Below are 16,818 nucleotides of genomic sequence, written 5' to 3' on the forward strand. Positions count from 1 at the left end.
CGGGAACCGCGGCGCGGGCCGGCCCGCGCCGCGGTGTCATTTCGCGTCGAAGTCGCTCTCCACTTTCACTTCCGGCCGGGCGGCCTTGAACTTCGCGAGGCCTTCGGCGGTGACTTTCGACTTCGTGAGGTTAACGACTTGGAGGCCAGGAAGCGAAATCAGGGTGGGCACCGCCGCGTCGGTCACCTGCGTGCTGCCCAGCATCAAGACCCGCAGTTGCGGATGCCCCTTCAACTTCTGAACGCCGACATCGGTTACGGCCGAGCCGGAAGTGTCCCACCAGTCCAGGGTGGTCAGTTGCCGAATCGATGCACACGACTCGTCCCCGACGGCCTCCCCTGGAGTGGTGAGGTGCGCGACGGACTTCGAGGCCGCCAGTACTTTCCAGCACTCGTCCGACACGCGTGACCGACCCAAAAGCCCGACGGTTACGAGATGTTCCTTGGCGGCCAACATCTTGGCCACCCGCTCGGTCATCTGCATGTTCGCCGGCCCGAAGGCAGCGAGGCTCTTCAACGCGGCCCACTTCAGCCAGGCGGCCTCGGTCACCCCTTCGCAATCGAAGCCCGCAAACGCCGCGAACTCAGCCCGCTCGGCGATCGCGGTGACGTGCTCGTCGGTGAGTTTGGTGTGCCCGTTGACCGAGCGGAGGGCCGAAAGGCTTCGGAGAATGTCGAGGTACGCGGCCGACGAGACTTCCGTCCCATGCGTGTCGAGGTGCCGCAGTCGGCTCAGCTTGCGGAGACGGGCGACCGCCGTGTCGGACAGGGCTGCACAATCGAGCACGGCCAGCGATTCGAGGCTCTCAACGGTCGCCGCGACCTCAAGTAAGGCTTCGGTCGAGGTCGCGTCTAGGCCCTTCACGCTCATCGCTGTCAGTTGAAGTCCGGGCGGTAGTTCTTCTCGCTTGGCGGGGTCGGATCGGAAGGCGACATCACCGACCTGGCCCGCGACCCACCCGCCCTTGCCGATGACGAATTCTGCCGCCTTGCGGTCGGCATCGGCGACCGCCGTCGGCTCGACGGTGCCGCCCTTCCACACGATCTGGCACCGCGGCAGGGCGGCCGACAGCTTCTTGACCCCGGCCTCCGTCACGCCCGTAAACTGGACGTTCAGCTTCCGCAACGCCTTCGCGTCGGCGAGTTGGAGGAGCATCGCGTCGTCGAACTTGCCCGCCGCGATTTCGAGGTCTTCGAGTTTCGGTACCCGGGCGAGGCTCGCGTAGCCGGCCGCGGGGGACGGATCATCCACCCAGAGGACCAGGTGACGGAGCGAGGGACTCTTCCCGATCGCGTCCAGGCCGGCCTCGGTAACAAACTTGGTGTATATCCGCAACCCTTCGAGCGATCTCACGGACGCGATGAGACGAAGCACCTCGGCGTCAATCTCCCCACTGTGCACGAGTTTCAAGTTCACGAGCGGCAGGGAAGTGATGCCGGCCCAAGCGGGCGAAGCCTTGCCCGGGAACCACTGGAGGTCCAAGGATTCCAGCCCGGTCAACTCCCGCACCCGCCCGACCACGTCGGCGGGTACGTTCTCGGCATTGATGTTCACGCTCTTCAGCTTGGGAAACGTCTTGAGCGCGTCGATCCACTCGCCGGTCAGGCGAACCGGGACGCCCCAGGAGCGGAACACGTCGCGGCACGCCCAGCCGGTCAACGCCTTGGGCGGCAGGTCCCGCGTGTCCAGGCGGCCGAGCGGGTCCGAGATCGACTCGAACTTCGGGAGCGGGGCCAAGGCGGGCAGGAGCACGTCCGGCACGAACGCCCGCCCGAGGTCGGCCTTCGGCATGCTCAGACCGATCAGGGTAAAAGCCTCCTGCGGAAGTGGTTCCGTGGCCTTCAACCCCATGCCCCGGCCGTCCGCCAGCCGCACCAGCAACTCCTCGAAGTGCGGGCGTAACGCCTCGGCGGCCTTGCGGTCGGCATCAGCGGCCGGGGCCGCGCGGGTGTACGCGGTGCCGTCGAGCTTCTTGTACTTCAGAGAGTGGACGGTCCATTGGCAGTTCCAGGACATCAGCGACAGTTGGCCGGAAGGCACCTTCGCCCCAGACCACACGGACAAATCGGCCACCGGGCCTTTCCAATGGATCTCGTCGAGGCCGGCGACGGCGGCCGTGATCGCCACTTGATCGCCATCGAGTCTGACCGTCACTTCCAATTTGAACCGCTTGCCGACCACAGCAGGCGACTTGGCCCGATACGTGGGGTTGTCCGGGCTATCGGTGCCGAAGTTCTTGAACTGATGGAATGAGTACCGGGTTCCTTTGCCCCCGTTGAAATCGAAGCAGACGCCGCGGTTCGGCCCGAGCGGCAGAACAATTCCCAGAAAGTCATTCCCCGCGTCGAGCGTGACCTCGGCCGTTAGCGAGTAACTGCCGTCGGCCTTGAACGGCAGCGTCACGGCGCTGAAACCTCCTTCGGTCAGGTCGGAAGTCCAGTGACCATCACGTTTGGTCCATCCCCCGAACTCTGACGGCGTTGCCGTCGCCTTCTCGTCGAGTGCCAGCAGATCGACCTCGTCGGCGGCGATCGGCGTCCACCCGTCGGCAGTCAGCGGTACCGCCTTCGGCACGTCTGCCTTCTTCGGCCCGACGATCGCCACCGTCTTGCCGTCCTGCACGGTTTCGACCTTCGCACCGTCCGGCACTTCGATCTTCGTCTTCGTGCCGTCCTTGTTCGTGATGACGATGATGATGCCGCCGACCGCGAGCAGGAACGCGAACAGCCCGCCGGCGATGAGCTTCTTCTTGGACGGTGGCTTCCCCGGCGCATCGGCGGTCGTCGCCACGGCGGTCGAACTCCGCGGCTTCTCGGTGCGACCCGTCCGGACTTTGATCCCCTCCTCCTCGGTGAGTTCGTTCCACACCGGCGGGGCATCGACCGGCACGGGGACGGCGACGAGCGGGACGCCGAGGGCCGACGGCGGGGCCGTCTTCGCCGCGTCCTGCAACTTCTTCTCGACGGCCGCCAGTTCTTGCAGGGCCGCCTTCGCGTTCACCGGCCGGCCGTCGGGGCTCTTCATCAGAAGGCGGTCGAGGAAGTCGGAGTACTCCTGCGGCACGTCCGGGCGGACTGTCGTCACCGGCGGCTGCGTCTCGAACCCGATGGCCCCGAGCGTTTCCATGAGGTTGCCGCGGGCGAACGGGTTCTTCCCGGCGAGCAGCGTGTACATCACCACGCCGACGCTGAACAGGTCGGCCCGCGGGTCGACCGGCTTGCCCGACGCCTGCTCCGGGGCCATGAACGCCGGCGTGCCGACGACGGCCCCCTCTTGTGTGAGTTGCTCGTCGGCCTCGTTGCTCCGGGTCAGGCCGAAGTCGAGGACCTTGATCCGCAGCGTGCCCTTCTCGATCCACAGGTTCGCCGGCTTGATGTCGCGGTGGATCAGCCCCTTGTCGTGGGCGCTCGCCAACCCCCGCAGGGTGTCGCGGACGACGCGCAACGCCTGCGGCAGCGGCACGGCCTTCTTCTGGGCCTTCACCCACACGTCGAGGGGCAGCCCTTCGAGGAACTCCATCGCCAGGAACGGCACGCCGTTGGCCCGGCCGACCTGGTAGATCGTGATGATGTGGTCACTCTTGAGGCCGGCCGCCGCCCGCCCTTCGCGGAGGAAGCGGTCAGCCGCTTGCGGCTTCGACGCGACTTCCGGCCGCATGACCTTGAGCGCGACATCGCGGTTCAAGGCCGGGTCATGGCCTCGGAAGACGAACCCCATCCCGCCCTCGCCGAGCATCTTCAGGATTCGGTAGTCGCCGAGGCGGCCGAGTTCATCGGACAGTTGCGGCGGCGACAGGAACGGGTAGCCCGGCACGCCGCTCCCCGGCACCACGGTGCCGTCGGAAGAATTCGTCGAGTCGGCCGAGAACTCCCGCGTCTGGGGCGAGCCGGCCTGTACCTGCGTGCGATTGGGAATGTTTGGTGTGGACGGATCGGTCGAACCGTTCGACATGGCGGCATCCGTGGCGGTGGATCGAAAACTCCAAGTGTACCGCACAACGGACGGGCGGACCAGTGAAGAACCACTGGTCCGCACTCACACCCCCTGTCCCGACGCCCACTTCCATGCCTTGATGCGGCCGACGTTGCGGGCCTCCACCGGCTCCACTTCCTGGAACTGCCCTTGCGTTTCCTCGTCCAGCGATTGCAGGAAGGAGTTGCTCGCCGCCACCTCGCCGGGGCCGGCCGTGGACATCAGGCGGGCGGCGACGTTGATGCAGTCGCCGATCGCCCCGACGTGGGTGCGGCCGAACGGCCGCAGCGACACGATCTGCAAGTCGCCGATGGCCAGCCCGACGTGGACGCCGCCGGAGTTCTGCACGCGGTCGATCTGCCGTTGCCAGTGGTGCGACACCGAGTTGCCGATGCTGATGAGGGCCTGGGCCGTCTCGAACGCCGTCTGCACGGCGTCCGCCTCGCGATCCGGCAGGCCGAAGAAGCCGATGACCTCGTCGCCGACGAACTGGTACAGCATACCGCCGCTGTTGATGATCTGGTAGCGGGCCTTCGAGTAGAACGACGTGAGGCTCTCACGAACGATCCGGCCATCGGCGGTGTCGCGGACGTAACTGGAGAACGAGCACAGGTCGGCGATCAGCACCGCGACGTTGCGGTACAACCCCGGCGGCAGCATGTCTCGCGGCCGCAGTTGCCGCGCCTCGCGGAGTTCCCGCAACTTCCAGAAGCCGAAGTGCCAGAGCAGTTCGGCGTTCAGCGGCTCGTGTTCGTAAGCCGCCTGGGACTCGCCGCCGAACGCGAAGTAGCCCTGCGCCCGGTCGATGGCCTGCCGCACTTCGATGAGGTTATCCGGCGTGATGGCAGAAATTTCGATCAAGAAGCGGTCGCGGAGGAGTTGGATGAGGCGGTCCTCGCTCCAGACTTCGAGCGTCAGACCGGGAGCGAGTGAGGCGATGATCGCCGCCTCGACTTCCGGCCAGTTCTCGTGGCCGGCCGCGTCGACGACGAGGACCACCTTCGTCGCGTTCGCCAGGGCCGGAGTTGCCGCCGAGAACTTCCGTTTCAAGTGGCGGACGAGCTTGTCGGCCGAGTAACCGAACTTCACTTCGATCAGGTACGGGGCCGACTCCACCGGAGCGACGCGGATGTCGGCGAAGGCCCCGGGAATGCCGAGGTAGTATTCGCGGTCTATGCGGACTCGCTGCGCGTGCCGGTGGTCGCGGGTGGCGTGTTCGAAGCGGCACAGTTCACAACAAAGCTCTTCCAGCAGGAGGCGGAGTTGCGTGAGGTGGCCCTGTTCTTCGGCCGGCTGATCGGGCATGGGTGGCATCTCCGCACGAGGTGGCAGAGAGCAGCTTACGAGAAGGTGAAGATGTGCGTGAGGCACTCTCGCTCCCCCTCTCGCAACACCGGGAGAAGGAGCACGAGAACCGACTACTGAATGCCGGAGAGCCAGAAGTCGCCGGTGTCGTCGTCCTTCGGCCGGCCGGCGTAGGAACCCTTCACGTTGGGCAGCAGGGCTTGATCGGTCAACCGGACCTTCACCTTGAGGGGTTCGACCGGCAACTGGCACGCGATGCCCATGAGGGTGCCGGCGAGTTCCACGGCGGTCGGCCGGTCCGCCAACTTCCAGGCCAGCGTCTTGTTCACCAGTTCTTCCAACTCGAGCGGAACTTCCGGCCGGAACTTCCGCAACGGCCGGGGGCGGAGGTGGCGGCTGGCCCCGGACGCGATGTCGCGGAGTTGCTCTTCCGTCCAGGGGGAGACGCCCGTGAGGATTTCGTACAGAACGGCCCCGAGGCTGAACACGTCGGACCGGCCGTCGGTCACATCGCCGGTGACCCGCTCCGGGGCGACGAACGCGGGCGTACCGACGTACCGGCCCGTCTTCGTCAGCCGCGAGGTTTCGGCGCTGTGCTGTTCGCCGAAGAACTTGGCGATGCCGAAGTCCACCACCTTGACGACTTCCTCGTCCCCCTCGTGGTGGAGGAAGACGTTGTCCGGTTTGATGTCGCGGTGCAAGATGCCGGCTTCGTGCGCCGCGGCCAAGACCTCGGCCACCCTCCGCGCGACGGTGACGGCCCTGTGGAGGGGCAACGGCCCGTCGGCGGTCAGTTCATTCGCCAGCGACCACCCACGGAGCAACTCCATCACCAGGAAGGCCACGCCCTCCACGGACACGCCGGAGTCGTGGACGCGGACGGCGTTCGGGTGGGTCAGCCGGGCCGTCGTGGCCCCTTCGAGGAAGAAGCGTTGGAGTTCGAGCGCCGAGTCGTTGCCGGGGACGGGCCGGAAGACCTTGATCGCAACCGGGTAGTCCAACATGAGGTGGTGGCCGCGGAGGACGACGCCGAACCCGCCGGACCCGAGTTGCTCGTAAATCTGGTACTTGCCGTCGAGAACGGACCCGGGCAGCGAGTGCGCGTAGGCGGCGAAGACGCGGTTCGCCTGTTCGTGGGCGGTTTGCAACTGCTGGTTCTTGGCCGTCAGTTCGCTGTTGGCGTCTTGCAGTTCGGCGGTGCGAGCCTTGACCCGGTCTTCCAGTTCGCTGAAAACCTGCACGTTCTGCATCGCCACGGCCGTGGTGTCGGCCAGGGCTTGGAGCATCTGCACTTCGGTCGGCGTGGCCGCGTGCGACGTGGCCCAGTACGTGCCGATCGCCCCGACGGGGTCCTGCGTGCGGATGGGGACCATCACCAAACTTTTGACGAACGTCGGCCGGTAAGCGTCGTGCGGGACGCGGGCGTCGGCGTAGATGTCGGGAATGACGGCCGCCTGCCGGTTGAGCATGGCCCAGCCGCTGACGCACGCCTCCAAGGGGAACTTCTGCCCCTTCCAAAGCGGCTCGATGGCGTCTTCGTCGACGTAGTGACACCGGGGGCCGTCGCGCAACACGAACGTCGCGCCATCGGCTCCGACCAACCGACGGGCCGCGTGCCGGACGATTTCTCGAACGGTCGTCAGGTCGCGGGCGAAGGAGAGCTTTTGGATCACTTCCAACAAAAACGTCATGCCGAGGGCGGCATCAACGGGCGGCATGTTAGCACTCATGCATCACAATCCTGGGGCACAGGAATTCTACGTCATGGTTCGGCGGGTCGCAAGGACCAATTTACTCGTTCTCGTCAGGACGACAGAGTCAAACGAGAATCTGCTCGGCTCGCAAATTTTCGAACTTGAGTGAAAATTGGACTTGCAATAGCGATTCACCACTTTGTAAGATTTGCAGACCCGAACTTGGCAGGACGCCGGTTCAATCCGCAGAATCCACGGAAGGATGACCATGGCCGCGAAGACCCCCACTCGGCAATCGTCCCGCCACCCCGTCGCCCCCACGCGGCCGCTCATCGGCATCACCACCGACTACCTCACCCCCAAGAACAACAGCCCCTACACGCGGGCCAACGTCGGCTACGTCGATTCGATCCTGAACGCCGGCGGACTGCCGATCCTGCTCCCCCCTCTGAAGAAGGACAACTACCCGGAACTCGACATCTACTTGAAGATGATCTCCGGCATCATTTTTACCGGCGGCCAGGACCTCGACCCCCGCAAGTACGGCCAGCAACTCACGTCGGCCACGCAACTGATGGCCCCCCGCCGGGAAGACTGCGAGCGGTTGCTGCTGCAAAAGGTGTTCGATCGCAAAATGCCGATCCTGGGGATCGGCATGGGGATGCAACTCATCAACCTCTACCACGGCGGCACGCTGTTCCAGCACCTGCCGACCGAGAACCCGAAGGCGATGCCGCACAGCGACCCGTCCGGCTACCCGCACCGGCACATGGTGAACATCGAGGAGGGCACGCTCCTCGAAGAAATCTACGGCACCGGCGAGCAGCGCGTGAACAGCACGCACCACCAGGCGGTGAACCAACTCGGCCGCAAACTGCGGGTGAGCGCGAAGGCCAACGACGGCGTGATCGAGGCGATCGAGACGACCGACGCGAGTTGGTTCTGCGTCGGCCTGCAATGGCACCCGGAAGACGAAACCGCGTCGGCCCTCGACCAGCAAATCTTCGAGTGCTTCGTGCAGTCCGCGACCCGCTTCGTCGAAGTCCCGATGCTCGCGGCGGCGTGACTCAGAGTGCGGAACGCGGAACGCGGAGTGAAAACCCAACCCACTTCGTGTTCCGCACCTCCGTGTCGCTGCTAAACGGTTTTCGTTTTCAACTCCGCGTTCCGCACTCCGCATTCCGAGTTGGAACATGTCCACTCGTCTCCTCCTCGGCCTCGCTCTGAACGCCAGTCTGGACGGCATCGACGCGGCCCTGGTCCGCGTCGACGGCCTCGGGTTGGCGGCCGTGCCGGTTGTCGAGCGATACGCCCGCACGCCACTGTTGCCGGCCGTTCGGGACGCCCTCCGCCGCGGCACCGGGGCATCCCCTCGCGCGATCGGCGAAGCCCTCTCCGCCGCCGTCCGGCAACTCGTCGCGAAGAACGGCGTGGACCTGCGATCCGTCCTGCTGACCGGCCTGCACCTGCCGGCGGGGGGCGCGTTCGACACGGCGGCCGAGTTCGTCGTGGAAATCACCGGCGTCACCGTCTGGAGTCAGTTCGCCGCCCGCGACGTGTCCGCCGGCGGCACCGGCCGGCCGTTCACGGCGGCGGCCGACTACCTCTTCGCCAAGAGCCTTACCGAAGACCGCTTGCTGATCCACCTCGGCCAAGTCGCGTCGCTGCTGTTCCTCCCGGCCGGCGCGAAAGTGACGGACCTGATCGCGTTCGACGCCGGGCCGGGTGGGCGGGTGCTCGACGAGTTCGTCCGCCTCGGCACGCGCGACCGGGAGTTGTCCGATGTCGGCGGCACGAAGGCCGTACAAGGGAAGTGCCTCGACGCGGTGCTGGCCGAGTGGCTGGCCCATCCGCACCTCGGCCGGAAGCCGCCGAAGGCGATCGCGGGCGAATTCGGCCCCGCCTTCGTGACGACGGCCTTCGACGCGGCCCGCGAGCAGAGCGCCTCGCTCGCCGACCTGCTCTGCACGGCCACGCACTTCATCGCCCGGAGCGTCGGCGGCGGGTGTCGGCAGTTCGTGCCACCGACCGGCCGACCGCGGGGCCTGTACGTCAGTGGCGGCGGCGTTCGGAATGGCTTCCTCTGGCAACTCCTACAGCAGCAATTCCCCGGCGAAAACCTGCGGCGGACCGACGACATCGGCATTCCCGCGCTCGGCCGCAACGCCGTCGCCGCCGCCGTGCTGGCCGGCCTGACCCTCGACGGCGTGGCCGCGAACCTGCCGCTGCTCACCGGCGCGAGCGGTGGTCGTCTCGTCGGGCGGTTCCTGCCGGGCGATCCGCGGAACTGGGCCGCCGTGACCGCGTGGGCCGCGGAACAGATGTGGGACTACGGGCAGATCAACCGTGCGGCGTAGCCCCGCGGATTCCGGCGGCGGGGTTCTCGCTAACGCCGGCGGTGGCACTAAATTGATCGTAGTCCCACCCCACCCCTGCCTTCGGAACCCGCACACCCATGCCGCCCGCACCACCCCTGACGATCGACACCCCGGCCGCGATTGATCGACTGCTTCGGTTCCTGTCCGTGGAAGGGATCACCGGCGAGGAAGCCGCCATCGGCAAGGAGATCGCCACCGCCCTCAAAGAAGTCGGCGTGCCGGCCGCCGCGATCCGCTACGACGACGCGAACACCCGCATCCCCGCCCCGACGCAGACCGGCAACCTCATCGTCGACCTGCCCGGCACGACCGACGCGCCGCGCATCCTGTTCATGACGCACATGGACACGGTCCCACTTTGCGCCGGGGCGAAGCCGAAGCGGGCCGAGAACCGCATCGTCAACGAGAACCCGAAAGCCGCGCTCGGCGGCGACAATCGCACCGGCTGCGCCGCCCTCGTCACGCTCGCGGCCGAGTTGATCCGGCAAAACCTGCCGCACCCGCCGATCACGATGTTCTTCACCGTCCGCGAGGAGAGCGGCCTATTCGGGGCCAAGCACGTTCAGCCGGCGGAACTCGGCGGCCCGAAGTTCGGCTTCAACATCGACGGCCGGTCGGCGAGCGAAATTACCATCGGGGCTATCGGGGCCGACCGCTGGGAGGTCGAAATCTTCGGCAAGGCGTCGCACGCCGGGGTCCACCCGGAGAAGGGCATCTCGGCGAGCATGGTCGCGTCGTTGGCCTTGGCCGACGTGTTCGCGAACGGCTGGTTCGGGAAGGTCGAGAAGAACGGAAAACAGGGGACGAGTAACGTCGGCAGTTTCGGCGACGCGGCCGGCAAGAGCGCCGGGAACGCCACGAACGTCGTCACCGACTACGTCCTCATCCGCGGCGAAAGCCGCAGTCACGACGCGAAGTTCGTCCGCGACATCACCGCCGCGTACAAGCTCGCCTTCGAGGCCGCCGCCAAGAAGGTCAAGGACCACAAGGACAAGCCGGCGAAGGTGAAGTTCACCAGTCGCCTCGACTACGTCCCGTTCCGGCTCCCGGACGACGCGGCCGTGGTGAAGCGGGCGGTCGCGGTGGCCAAGAGTATGAAGTTGAAGCCGAGCACCAAGGTGACGAACGGCGGCCTGGACGCGAACTGGATGGTCAAGCACGGCATCCCGACGATCACCTTCGGGGCCGGGCAGAACGAGATTCACACGGTCAACGAGTTCGTCGACCTGAAGGACTACGAGGCCGGCTGCCGCCTGGCGCTGGCCCTGGCGACGATGGAGTGATTACGACCGCCGCACGCCCGGCCGGCGAGCACCGGAGCGGACCGGCACGCGCCGCTGAGCGCCGAAGCCCAGGAACTTGAACAGCAGCAACACGACTACGCCGCCGAGGACGCCGCCGCCGGCGATCTTGGCGGTGCGCATCGTGTCGCCCGTGTCCTCGCCGGTCGCTTCCTCCGGCGGGGGTTGCACGAACGTGAACTCTTCCGCGAGCTTGCCCGATTCCTTCTCGGCCTTGTCGTAGTTCTCCACGTCCGCGAAAGCCGAGACGAGCATGACGGTGTTCTGCGGCCCGCGGACGAACGACTGGTAGTTGACCTTGTCCTTCTGCCCCGGCACGTCGCTCGTCAGCCGCACGCCCATCGTCAGCACCTTCGTCTTCTCGTCGTACTTGGGCGGGTGCGTCCACCCCGCGACGGTCAACGGCACGCCGGCCGCACCTTTCAGCGGCCGCCGACTCTCGTGGAACCGCCCTTCCCACTCGATCAGTTGCGTTCGCACGCCCGGCTCGGCCAGGGTCTTCGGGTCGATCCCCTTCAGCGGGTCGTCGGGGAGGACCAGGATGATGCCATACCACGTCGGCTTTTCGCTCATGAGGATGTAACCCGACTCGTCGCCGAGGATCGGGAACCCGGCGAGTTCCCCGAACTCGGCGAGTTTCTCCTCGACCACCATGCGGTAGCCGGTCGGCACGCGGAAGTTCGCTTTCCCGCGGATGTCGGTGCTAAACGGGCCGACGCGGGTGAGGCGTTGGAAGTTCGCCTCGTCGATCCCACGGTTGTGCGGTCCGGCCGTGACGATTGCGGCCGCGAGACCGAGGCAGACGCCGGTGAGGGCGAGACGAATGGAGAGACGGCCAACCATGGGGGAACCATCCAAGTCGAGGAGGCGGCCCCGCACGGCGGAACGTGAACGGAACGGGGCCGACCTAAATCTAGGTCGGCCCCTTAATCTGTCAAATCGTTCTGACCGTTACTTTTTTCCGGCGACGGCGGCCCGCTTCTCGCCGATCAACTTGATGAGCGCCTTGTGCGGGTCGGCGAACTTCGCCAGCCCTTCGCGCATCAGCGTGTCCTCGAGGTGGCCCATGTTCACCTTCGCGTCGATGTCCGCGAGGACGTTGGCCGGCGGCAGCTTGTCGATATTCTTGGAAATCGTGCGGCCGCTCGCCTGCACGGCGTCGTTAGTGGCCGGCGGGTTCGTCTCGATGTCGCTACCGGCGAACGCTTCCACGTAGGTCCACGCCGGCGGCGTCGAGCCGTCCTTCATCTTCTTCGTGCCGGTGCTGGCGAAGATCATTTCTTGCTTCCGCGCAAAACCCTTGTCCGCCCAGAAATCTTTGTTGAGCTTCCAGATCCGCTTGGCGTTCACGATCCCGACCTGGCCCTGGGCCTCGGGGATCAGCGACGAGGCGTGCTGTTCGGTGTACACGTCCACGCGGCTGACGAAGATGCTGTACACGGTCTTCACGGCCGACTTGTCCTTCGCCCGGAGCGCCCCGCGGTAGCAGGCGTCGCGGGCGGCCCGGTACTGGCTCTCGCTGAAGATCAGCGTGACGTTGACGGCGACGCCGTGCGCGACGAGTTCTTCGAGTGCCCCGAGGCCGCCCGGCGTGGCCGGGACTTTAATCATCCGGTTCGCGTGGCCGTTGGAGTAGTACCACCCGAGGTTGATGTACTTCATCGTCCGTTCGAGCGTCGGCAGGTTCTTGGCGGTGTCTTCGAGGAGCGGGTCGAGTTCAAAGCTCACCCAACCGTCGTCGCCCTTCGTCTCGTCCCACACCGGCTTGAACACGTCCTGGGCGTTCTTGACGAGCTTGTCGGTCATGGCCCACGCGATGGCCTCGTCGTCGAGTCCTTGGGCGGCGAACGCGGCGATGTCCGCGTCGAACCGGGCCGGCTTGAGCAGGTCCGAAATGATGATCGGGTTCGAGGTCGCCCCGGTGGCCCCGAACGCGCGGTTCTTAACGATCAACTCCGGATCGACAGAGTCGAGCCAGAGCTTAGTGCCGGCGGAAACGATCGACTGTAACGGCGTCATGAGCAGTCTCCGAAAGTGGTGATCCGTTGGGGGACATGATATGGAAGAATCACGGTTTGAAGAAGTTGACCGAAACGAAGTCGTCGCGGCCGCCCAGAAGGGCGGACCGCGCACGCTTCCGATTCGGATTGTGGCGTTTACAGCGCCTTCAGCCAGTTGATGGCGTCGCGTTCCTCGCCCGAAGTGTACCCCTCGTCCATCGTCTTGATGAGCAACTTTACCAGTTCCTTGTCGGCCTTCAGCGCCGTCCGCACGGCTGGCTTCTGCTGGATCGCTTGCACGTACAGCACGGACACGTCGTCGGCGTCACTGTTCTGGTATTTGTCCAGGAAGTCGATCACCTTCCGCACCCGCGGCAGGTTCGTCTCCATCGCGGCCAGACACTTCGCCAGGCCGTCTTCGTCCATGTTGAACGTCGCCCCCCACCCGCCCGTGCGGAAGCGGTTGATGACGAACCGCGGATCGTCCTGGAGGTACCACAGGAAACCGTGCGTGATCGGGTTCTTGGCACCGGTCGGTACGCCGACCTTGGAGATAGAAAAGCTCCTGTCAAACCCGGACAGCCAGTTGACCGGATCGAACGTGAACCCGTGCTCGAACTTCTGAACCCCCGGCGGATAGAACACGGCCGGCGAGCCGAACGTGTGGACGGTTCGGCCAGCGAGCGCCTGCGGTCCGTCCACCGCCCCGATGGCCTGGAGGACGTTGCTGAGAATCAGGTTGCCCTGACTGTGGGCGAAGATTTCGCGACGGCGGTTCTCCGGCTTCCGCAGTTCGTTGAACAGCGACACCTGGACGGGGTTCCGCGACAGGGCCGACATCATCACCTGCTCCGGCGTGCGATACCCCTTGAGGATGCGATTCCACAGACTGTTGCCGGACTCGACCTTGCTCTGCGCGGTACTCGATACCGGCCCCTGGAACTGGTTCTTGTCGGCGAGGCACTGCAAGAGGTCTTTGACGAGGCCGCTGGACTGGTTGAACACGCCAATGACCGGGCACAGTTGGACGAGCGAGAGGGCCATCGCCGACTCGGCGTGGTCCTGGCCGGTGTTGCCCATGCCGTTGACGAAGATGACCTTCTTGCTCCGGGAGAAGTACTCCTTGAGGGCCGCCGCCTCGGAGTTGATGTACTCGTTGACGTCTCCGTCCTTCGTCGGGATCGGGGCGTTCTTCAGGTCGATCTTGAAGTCCGGCATGGGCGACTCCGGGCGGGTGTTGAGAGTTCCGTCCGAGACGATGATACCAAAAATGTCGCCCGTAAATGGTCAGCCCTGCTAGTTCCAGAGGCGGGTGACGCCGTAGGCGTCGAAGACCGCATCGGCACTCGCAAGGGGAATCGACTCGACGAGGGCTTGGGCCGCGAGCAATCGGTCGAACGGATCGCGGTGGTGAAACGGCAACCCGATCTGCTGTTCGGCGTGGTCGAGGGTGATCGGCAGGATCGTCAAATTGAGGTCGGCGATGGCCTTGTCGATCCACGGGCGGTACGGGGGCGATAGCTTCAATTTGCCAATGGCGATCTTGATGCTGAGTTCCCAGAGTGTCACCAGACTGACGAGCAGTTGATTGGCGGGACTTTGGAGAATCGAGAGGGCCACGGGACCGAGTTTGGTCGGCTCGTCCTGGGCCCAGATGAGGGTGTGCGTGTCGAGCAACACCCGCATCACATGTACTCCGCGAAATCATCGAGCGGTCCGTCGAAGTCGGGAGCCATGTAGAGAACCGATCCCTTCATCGTTCCGAACTGCCGTGGCTTCGGCGGTGGCTCCGCGGGTGGCACGACGAGCTTCGCTACCGGCTGATTGTTCTCGGTAATCAGCACCTCGTCGCCGGGCGACAGGCGGCGGATCAAGTCAAATAAGTTCGCCTGGGCTTCTTGAATCGTGACCGTGGACATGGCCGAATCCTCCTGACCGGATTGTACCAGAAATGAAAACGCCCGCGGACGTGCGTCCGCGGGCGTAGGGTCTTATCTCGTCGGCTCACGCTCAGTCCATGTGGTCTTCGTGGCCGCCCTTGGCTTCCTTCTTCGGCACGTCGGCCACCAGCGCGTCGCTCGTCAGCAACAGGGTGCTGACGCTGGCGGCGTTCTGGAGGGCGCTGCGGACGACCTTCGTCGGATCGATGATGCCGTCCTTCACCATGTCCACGTACTCGCCAGTGCGGGCGTTGAAGCCGTGGTTGGTGTCCTTGCTGCGGAGGACTTCGTTCGCGACGACGTTGCCGTCGTTGCCGGCGTTCTCGCTGATCTGCTTGATCGGGGCCTTGCACGCCTTCACGACGATGTTGTAGCCGATCTCTTCGTCGCTCGTCAGGTCCGTCGGCTTGAGGTTCTGGCTCGCCCGCAGGAGGGCCGTGCCGCCGCCGGGGAGGATGCCTTCTTGGAACGCCGCACGGGTCGCGTGCATGGCGTCTTCGACGCGCATCTTCTTTTCCTTCACTTCGCTCTCGGTCGCGCCGCCGACGTTGATCTTCGCCACGCCGCCGGACAGCTTCGCGATCCGCTCGCCGAGCTTTTCCTTGTCGTAGTCGCTCGTGCTCTTGTCCAGTTCCTTCTGGATCTGTGCGACGCGGGCCTTGATCGCGTCCTTCTTGCCGGCCCCGTCGATGACGATGGTGTTGTCCTTGTCGACCTTCACCTTCTTCGCCCGGCCGAGTTGCTCCAACTCGACCGCTTCGAGCTTCACGCCGAGGTCTTCGAAGATCGCGGTGCCGCCCGTGAGAATGGCGATGTCTTCGAGCATGGCCTTGCGGCGGTCGCCGTAGCCGGGGGCCTTCACGGCACAGACCTTGAAGTTCGGGTTCCGCATCTTGTTCACAACGAGCGTCGCGAGGGCTTCGCCTTCGACTTCTTCGCTGATGATGAGGATCGGCTTGCCCTTGCCGAGAACCTTTTCCAGCACCGGCACGAGGTCGCGGTTGCTGCTGATCTTCTTCTCGTAGATCAGGATGTACACGTCGTCGAGCTCGGCTTCCATGCTCTCGAGGTCGGTGACGAAGTACGGCGACAGGTAGCCGCGGTCGAACTGCATGCCTTCGACGAACTCGTGGTCGGTGTCGATGGTCTTTCCTTCGTCGACGGTGATGACGCCGTCCTTGCCGACCTTGTACATGGCCTCGGCAATGATCTTGCCGATCTTCTCGTCACCGTTGGCGGCGACGGTGGCGACGTTCTCCAGGTCCGCCTTGCCCTTCACTTCGACGCTGGCCTTCTTGATCTTGGCGACGATGTCTTCGACGGCCTTGTCCATGCCCCGCTTCATGAGCATCGGGTTGTTGCCGGCGGTGACGGCCTTCAGACCTTCGTTGAAGATCGCTTCCGCTAGGACGGTGGCGGTCGTGGTGCCGTCGCCGGCCACGTCGCTCGTCTTGCTGGCGACTTCCTTCACCATCCGCGCGCCCATGTTCTCGTACGGGTCGGGCAGTTCGATTTCCTTCGCGACCGTAACGCCGTCCTTCGTGACGGTCGGGCTGCCGAACGACTTCTGAATGATGACGTTCCGGCCCTTCGGCCCGAGCGTGACCTTGACGGCCTTGGCGAGCTTGGCGATGCCCCGCTTCATGGCTTCGCGGGCTTCTTGGTCGAATGCGATCTGCTTCGCGGACATGGACTGGAACTCCCGATTCTGCATCACTGCGGATGCGAGTTAAGCTCCGACCGGGTACAGGCTCAACATGAGTACAAGCCCTGTCGGAGCACGATCTTTCAAAATCACTCGATGACGGCGAGGACGTCGGATTCGTGCATGACGAGGACTTCGTCCTTGTTCTTCTTGTCCTTGAACTCGTCGCCGGCCCACGAGGTGAAGAGTACCTTGTCGCCGACCTTCAGTTGGAGGGCGGTGCGGGTGCCGTCCTTGTTCAGCTTGCCGGGGCCGACGGCCACGATGCTGCCGATCTGCGGCTTCTTCTGGGCGGCGTCGGGCAGGATGATGCCGCCCTTCGACTTCTCTTCCGAGGCTTCACGCTTAACGATGATCCGATCGCCGATCGGGTGCAGGGCCATCGCGGTGTTCTCCGACTGTCAGTGTGAATACGGGTCCGTGCCCGCCCGATATGCAATCGGCGTGCCTGCGAATGAAGTCAGAATTAAGGCGTTGAACCAACAAGACTTGTGGAAAATGCCGTCCGCCGGTGACGTGTGCC

13 protein-coding genes and 1 pseudogene are annotated in these 16,818 nt (G+C 65.1%); 3 read left to right on the forward strand and 11 right to left on the reverse strand.

What is annotated here, in order from left to right:
* Positions 1-36 precede the first annotated feature (36 nt).
* The 4 genes and pseudogenes from PX52LOC_RS39860 to PX52LOC_RS44395 form a co-directional block, all read right to left on the reverse strand.
* Complete coding sequence (locus PX52LOC_RS39860) at positions 37-3,951, reverse strand: serine/threonine-protein kinase (RefSeq protein WP_149115315.1); 3,915 nt, start codon at positions 3,949-3,951, stop codon at positions 37-39.
* An 84-nt stretch (positions 3,952-4,035) separates the two neighbouring features.
* The gene (locus PX52LOC_RS39865) at positions 4,036-5,277 is read right to left on the reverse strand and encodes an adenylate/guanylate cyclase domain-containing protein (RefSeq protein ID WP_168219503.1); all 1,242 of its coding nucleotides are present in this window, start codon (positions 5,275-5,277) and stop codon (positions 4,036-4,038) included.
* Between the two features lie 113 nt (positions 5,278-5,390).
* Positions 5,391-6,425 (reverse strand): serine/threonine-protein kinase, encoded by a 1,035-nt coding sequence (locus tag PX52LOC_RS44390; protein ID WP_390637597.1) that lies wholly within the window; start codon positions 6,423-6,425, stop codon positions 5,391-5,393.
* Positions 6,426-6,443: 18 nt separating this feature from the next.
* Positions 6,444-6,995, reverse strand: a pseudogene (locus PX52LOC_RS44395) (GAF domain-containing protein); the annotation flags it as partial.
* Between the two features lie 244 nt (positions 6,996-7,239).
* Between PX52LOC_RS44395 and PX52LOC_RS39875 the strand changes: the two are divergent.
* The 3 genes from PX52LOC_RS39875 (at position 7,240) to PX52LOC_RS39885 (ending at position 10,632) form a co-directional block, all read left to right on the forward strand.
* The gene (locus PX52LOC_RS39875; RefSeq protein WP_149115318.1) at positions 7,240-8,037 is read left to right on the forward strand and encodes a gamma-glutamyl-gamma-aminobutyrate hydrolase family protein; all 798 of its coding nucleotides are present in this window, start codon (positions 7,240-7,242) and stop codon (positions 8,035-8,037) included.
* 127 nt (positions 8,038-8,164) lie between these two features.
* Complete coding sequence (locus PX52LOC_RS39880; RefSeq protein ID WP_149115319.1) at positions 8,165-9,328, forward strand: anhydro-N-acetylmuramic acid kinase; 1,164 nt, start codon at positions 8,165-8,167, stop codon at positions 9,326-9,328.
* 116 nt (positions 9,329-9,444) lie between these two features.
* A complete protein-coding gene (locus PX52LOC_RS39885; protein ID WP_168219548.1) occupies positions 9,445-10,632 on the forward strand; it encodes a M20/M25/M40 family metallo-hydrolase in 1,188 nt (395 codons plus the stop codon).
* Here the strand turns inward: PX52LOC_RS39885 and PX52LOC_RS39890 are convergent, their stop codons facing one another.
* The 7 genes from PX52LOC_RS39890 to PX52LOC_RS39920 all read right to left on the reverse strand — a co-directional run bounded on the left by PX52LOC_RS39890 (position 10,633) and on the right by PX52LOC_RS39920 (position 16,678).
* Positions 10,633-11,493 carry a DUF2167 domain-containing protein gene (locus tag PX52LOC_RS39890; RefSeq protein WP_149115321.1) on the reverse strand — a complete coding sequence of 287 codons (861 nt, stop codon included), beginning with the start codon at positions 11,491-11,493 and terminating at the stop codon, positions 10,633-10,635.
* A gap of 108 nt (positions 11,494-11,601) precedes the next feature.
* On the reverse strand, positions 11,602-12,669 hold the full coding sequence (locus PX52LOC_RS39895; protein WP_149115322.1) for a transaldolase family protein: 1,068 nt from the start codon (positions 12,667-12,669) through the stop codon (positions 11,602-11,604).
* Between the two features lie 137 nt (positions 12,670-12,806).
* On the reverse strand, positions 12,807-13,868 hold the full coding sequence (locus tag PX52LOC_RS39900) for a hypothetical protein (RefSeq protein WP_149115323.1): 1,062 nt from the start codon (positions 13,866-13,868) through the stop codon (positions 12,807-12,809).
* A gap of 78 nt (positions 13,869-13,946) precedes the next feature.
* Entirely contained in the window at positions 13,947-14,336 is a 390-nt protein-coding gene (locus PX52LOC_RS39905) for a type II toxin-antitoxin system VapC family toxin (protein ID WP_149115324.1), read from the reverse strand.
* Positions 14,336-14,569 carry a type II toxin-antitoxin system Phd/YefM family antitoxin gene (locus PX52LOC_RS39910; protein ID WP_149115325.1) on the reverse strand — a complete coding sequence of 78 codons (234 nt, stop codon included), beginning with the start codon at positions 14,567-14,569 and terminating at the stop codon, positions 14,336-14,338. Before PX52LOC_RS39910 ends, PX52LOC_RS39905 begins: the two co-directional genes overlap by 1 nt.
* Before the next feature lie 91 nt (positions 14,570-14,660).
* The gene (gene groL / locus PX52LOC_RS39915) at positions 14,661-16,280 is read right to left on the reverse strand and encodes a chaperonin GroEL (RefSeq protein WP_149115326.1); all 1,620 of its coding nucleotides are present in this window, start codon (positions 16,278-16,280) and stop codon (positions 14,661-14,663) included.
* 104 nt (positions 16,281-16,384) lie between these two features.
* Complete coding sequence (locus PX52LOC_RS39920; protein WP_149115327.1) at positions 16,385-16,678, reverse strand: co-chaperone GroES; 294 nt, start codon at positions 16,676-16,678, stop codon at positions 16,385-16,387.
* Positions 16,679-16,818 lie beyond the last annotated feature (140 nt).

Origin of the sequence: Limnoglobus roseus (assembly GCF_008254045.1) — a bacterium.
Classification (GTDB): domain Bacteria; phylum Planctomycetota; class Planctomycetia; order Gemmatales; family Gemmataceae; genus Limnoglobus; species Limnoglobus roseus.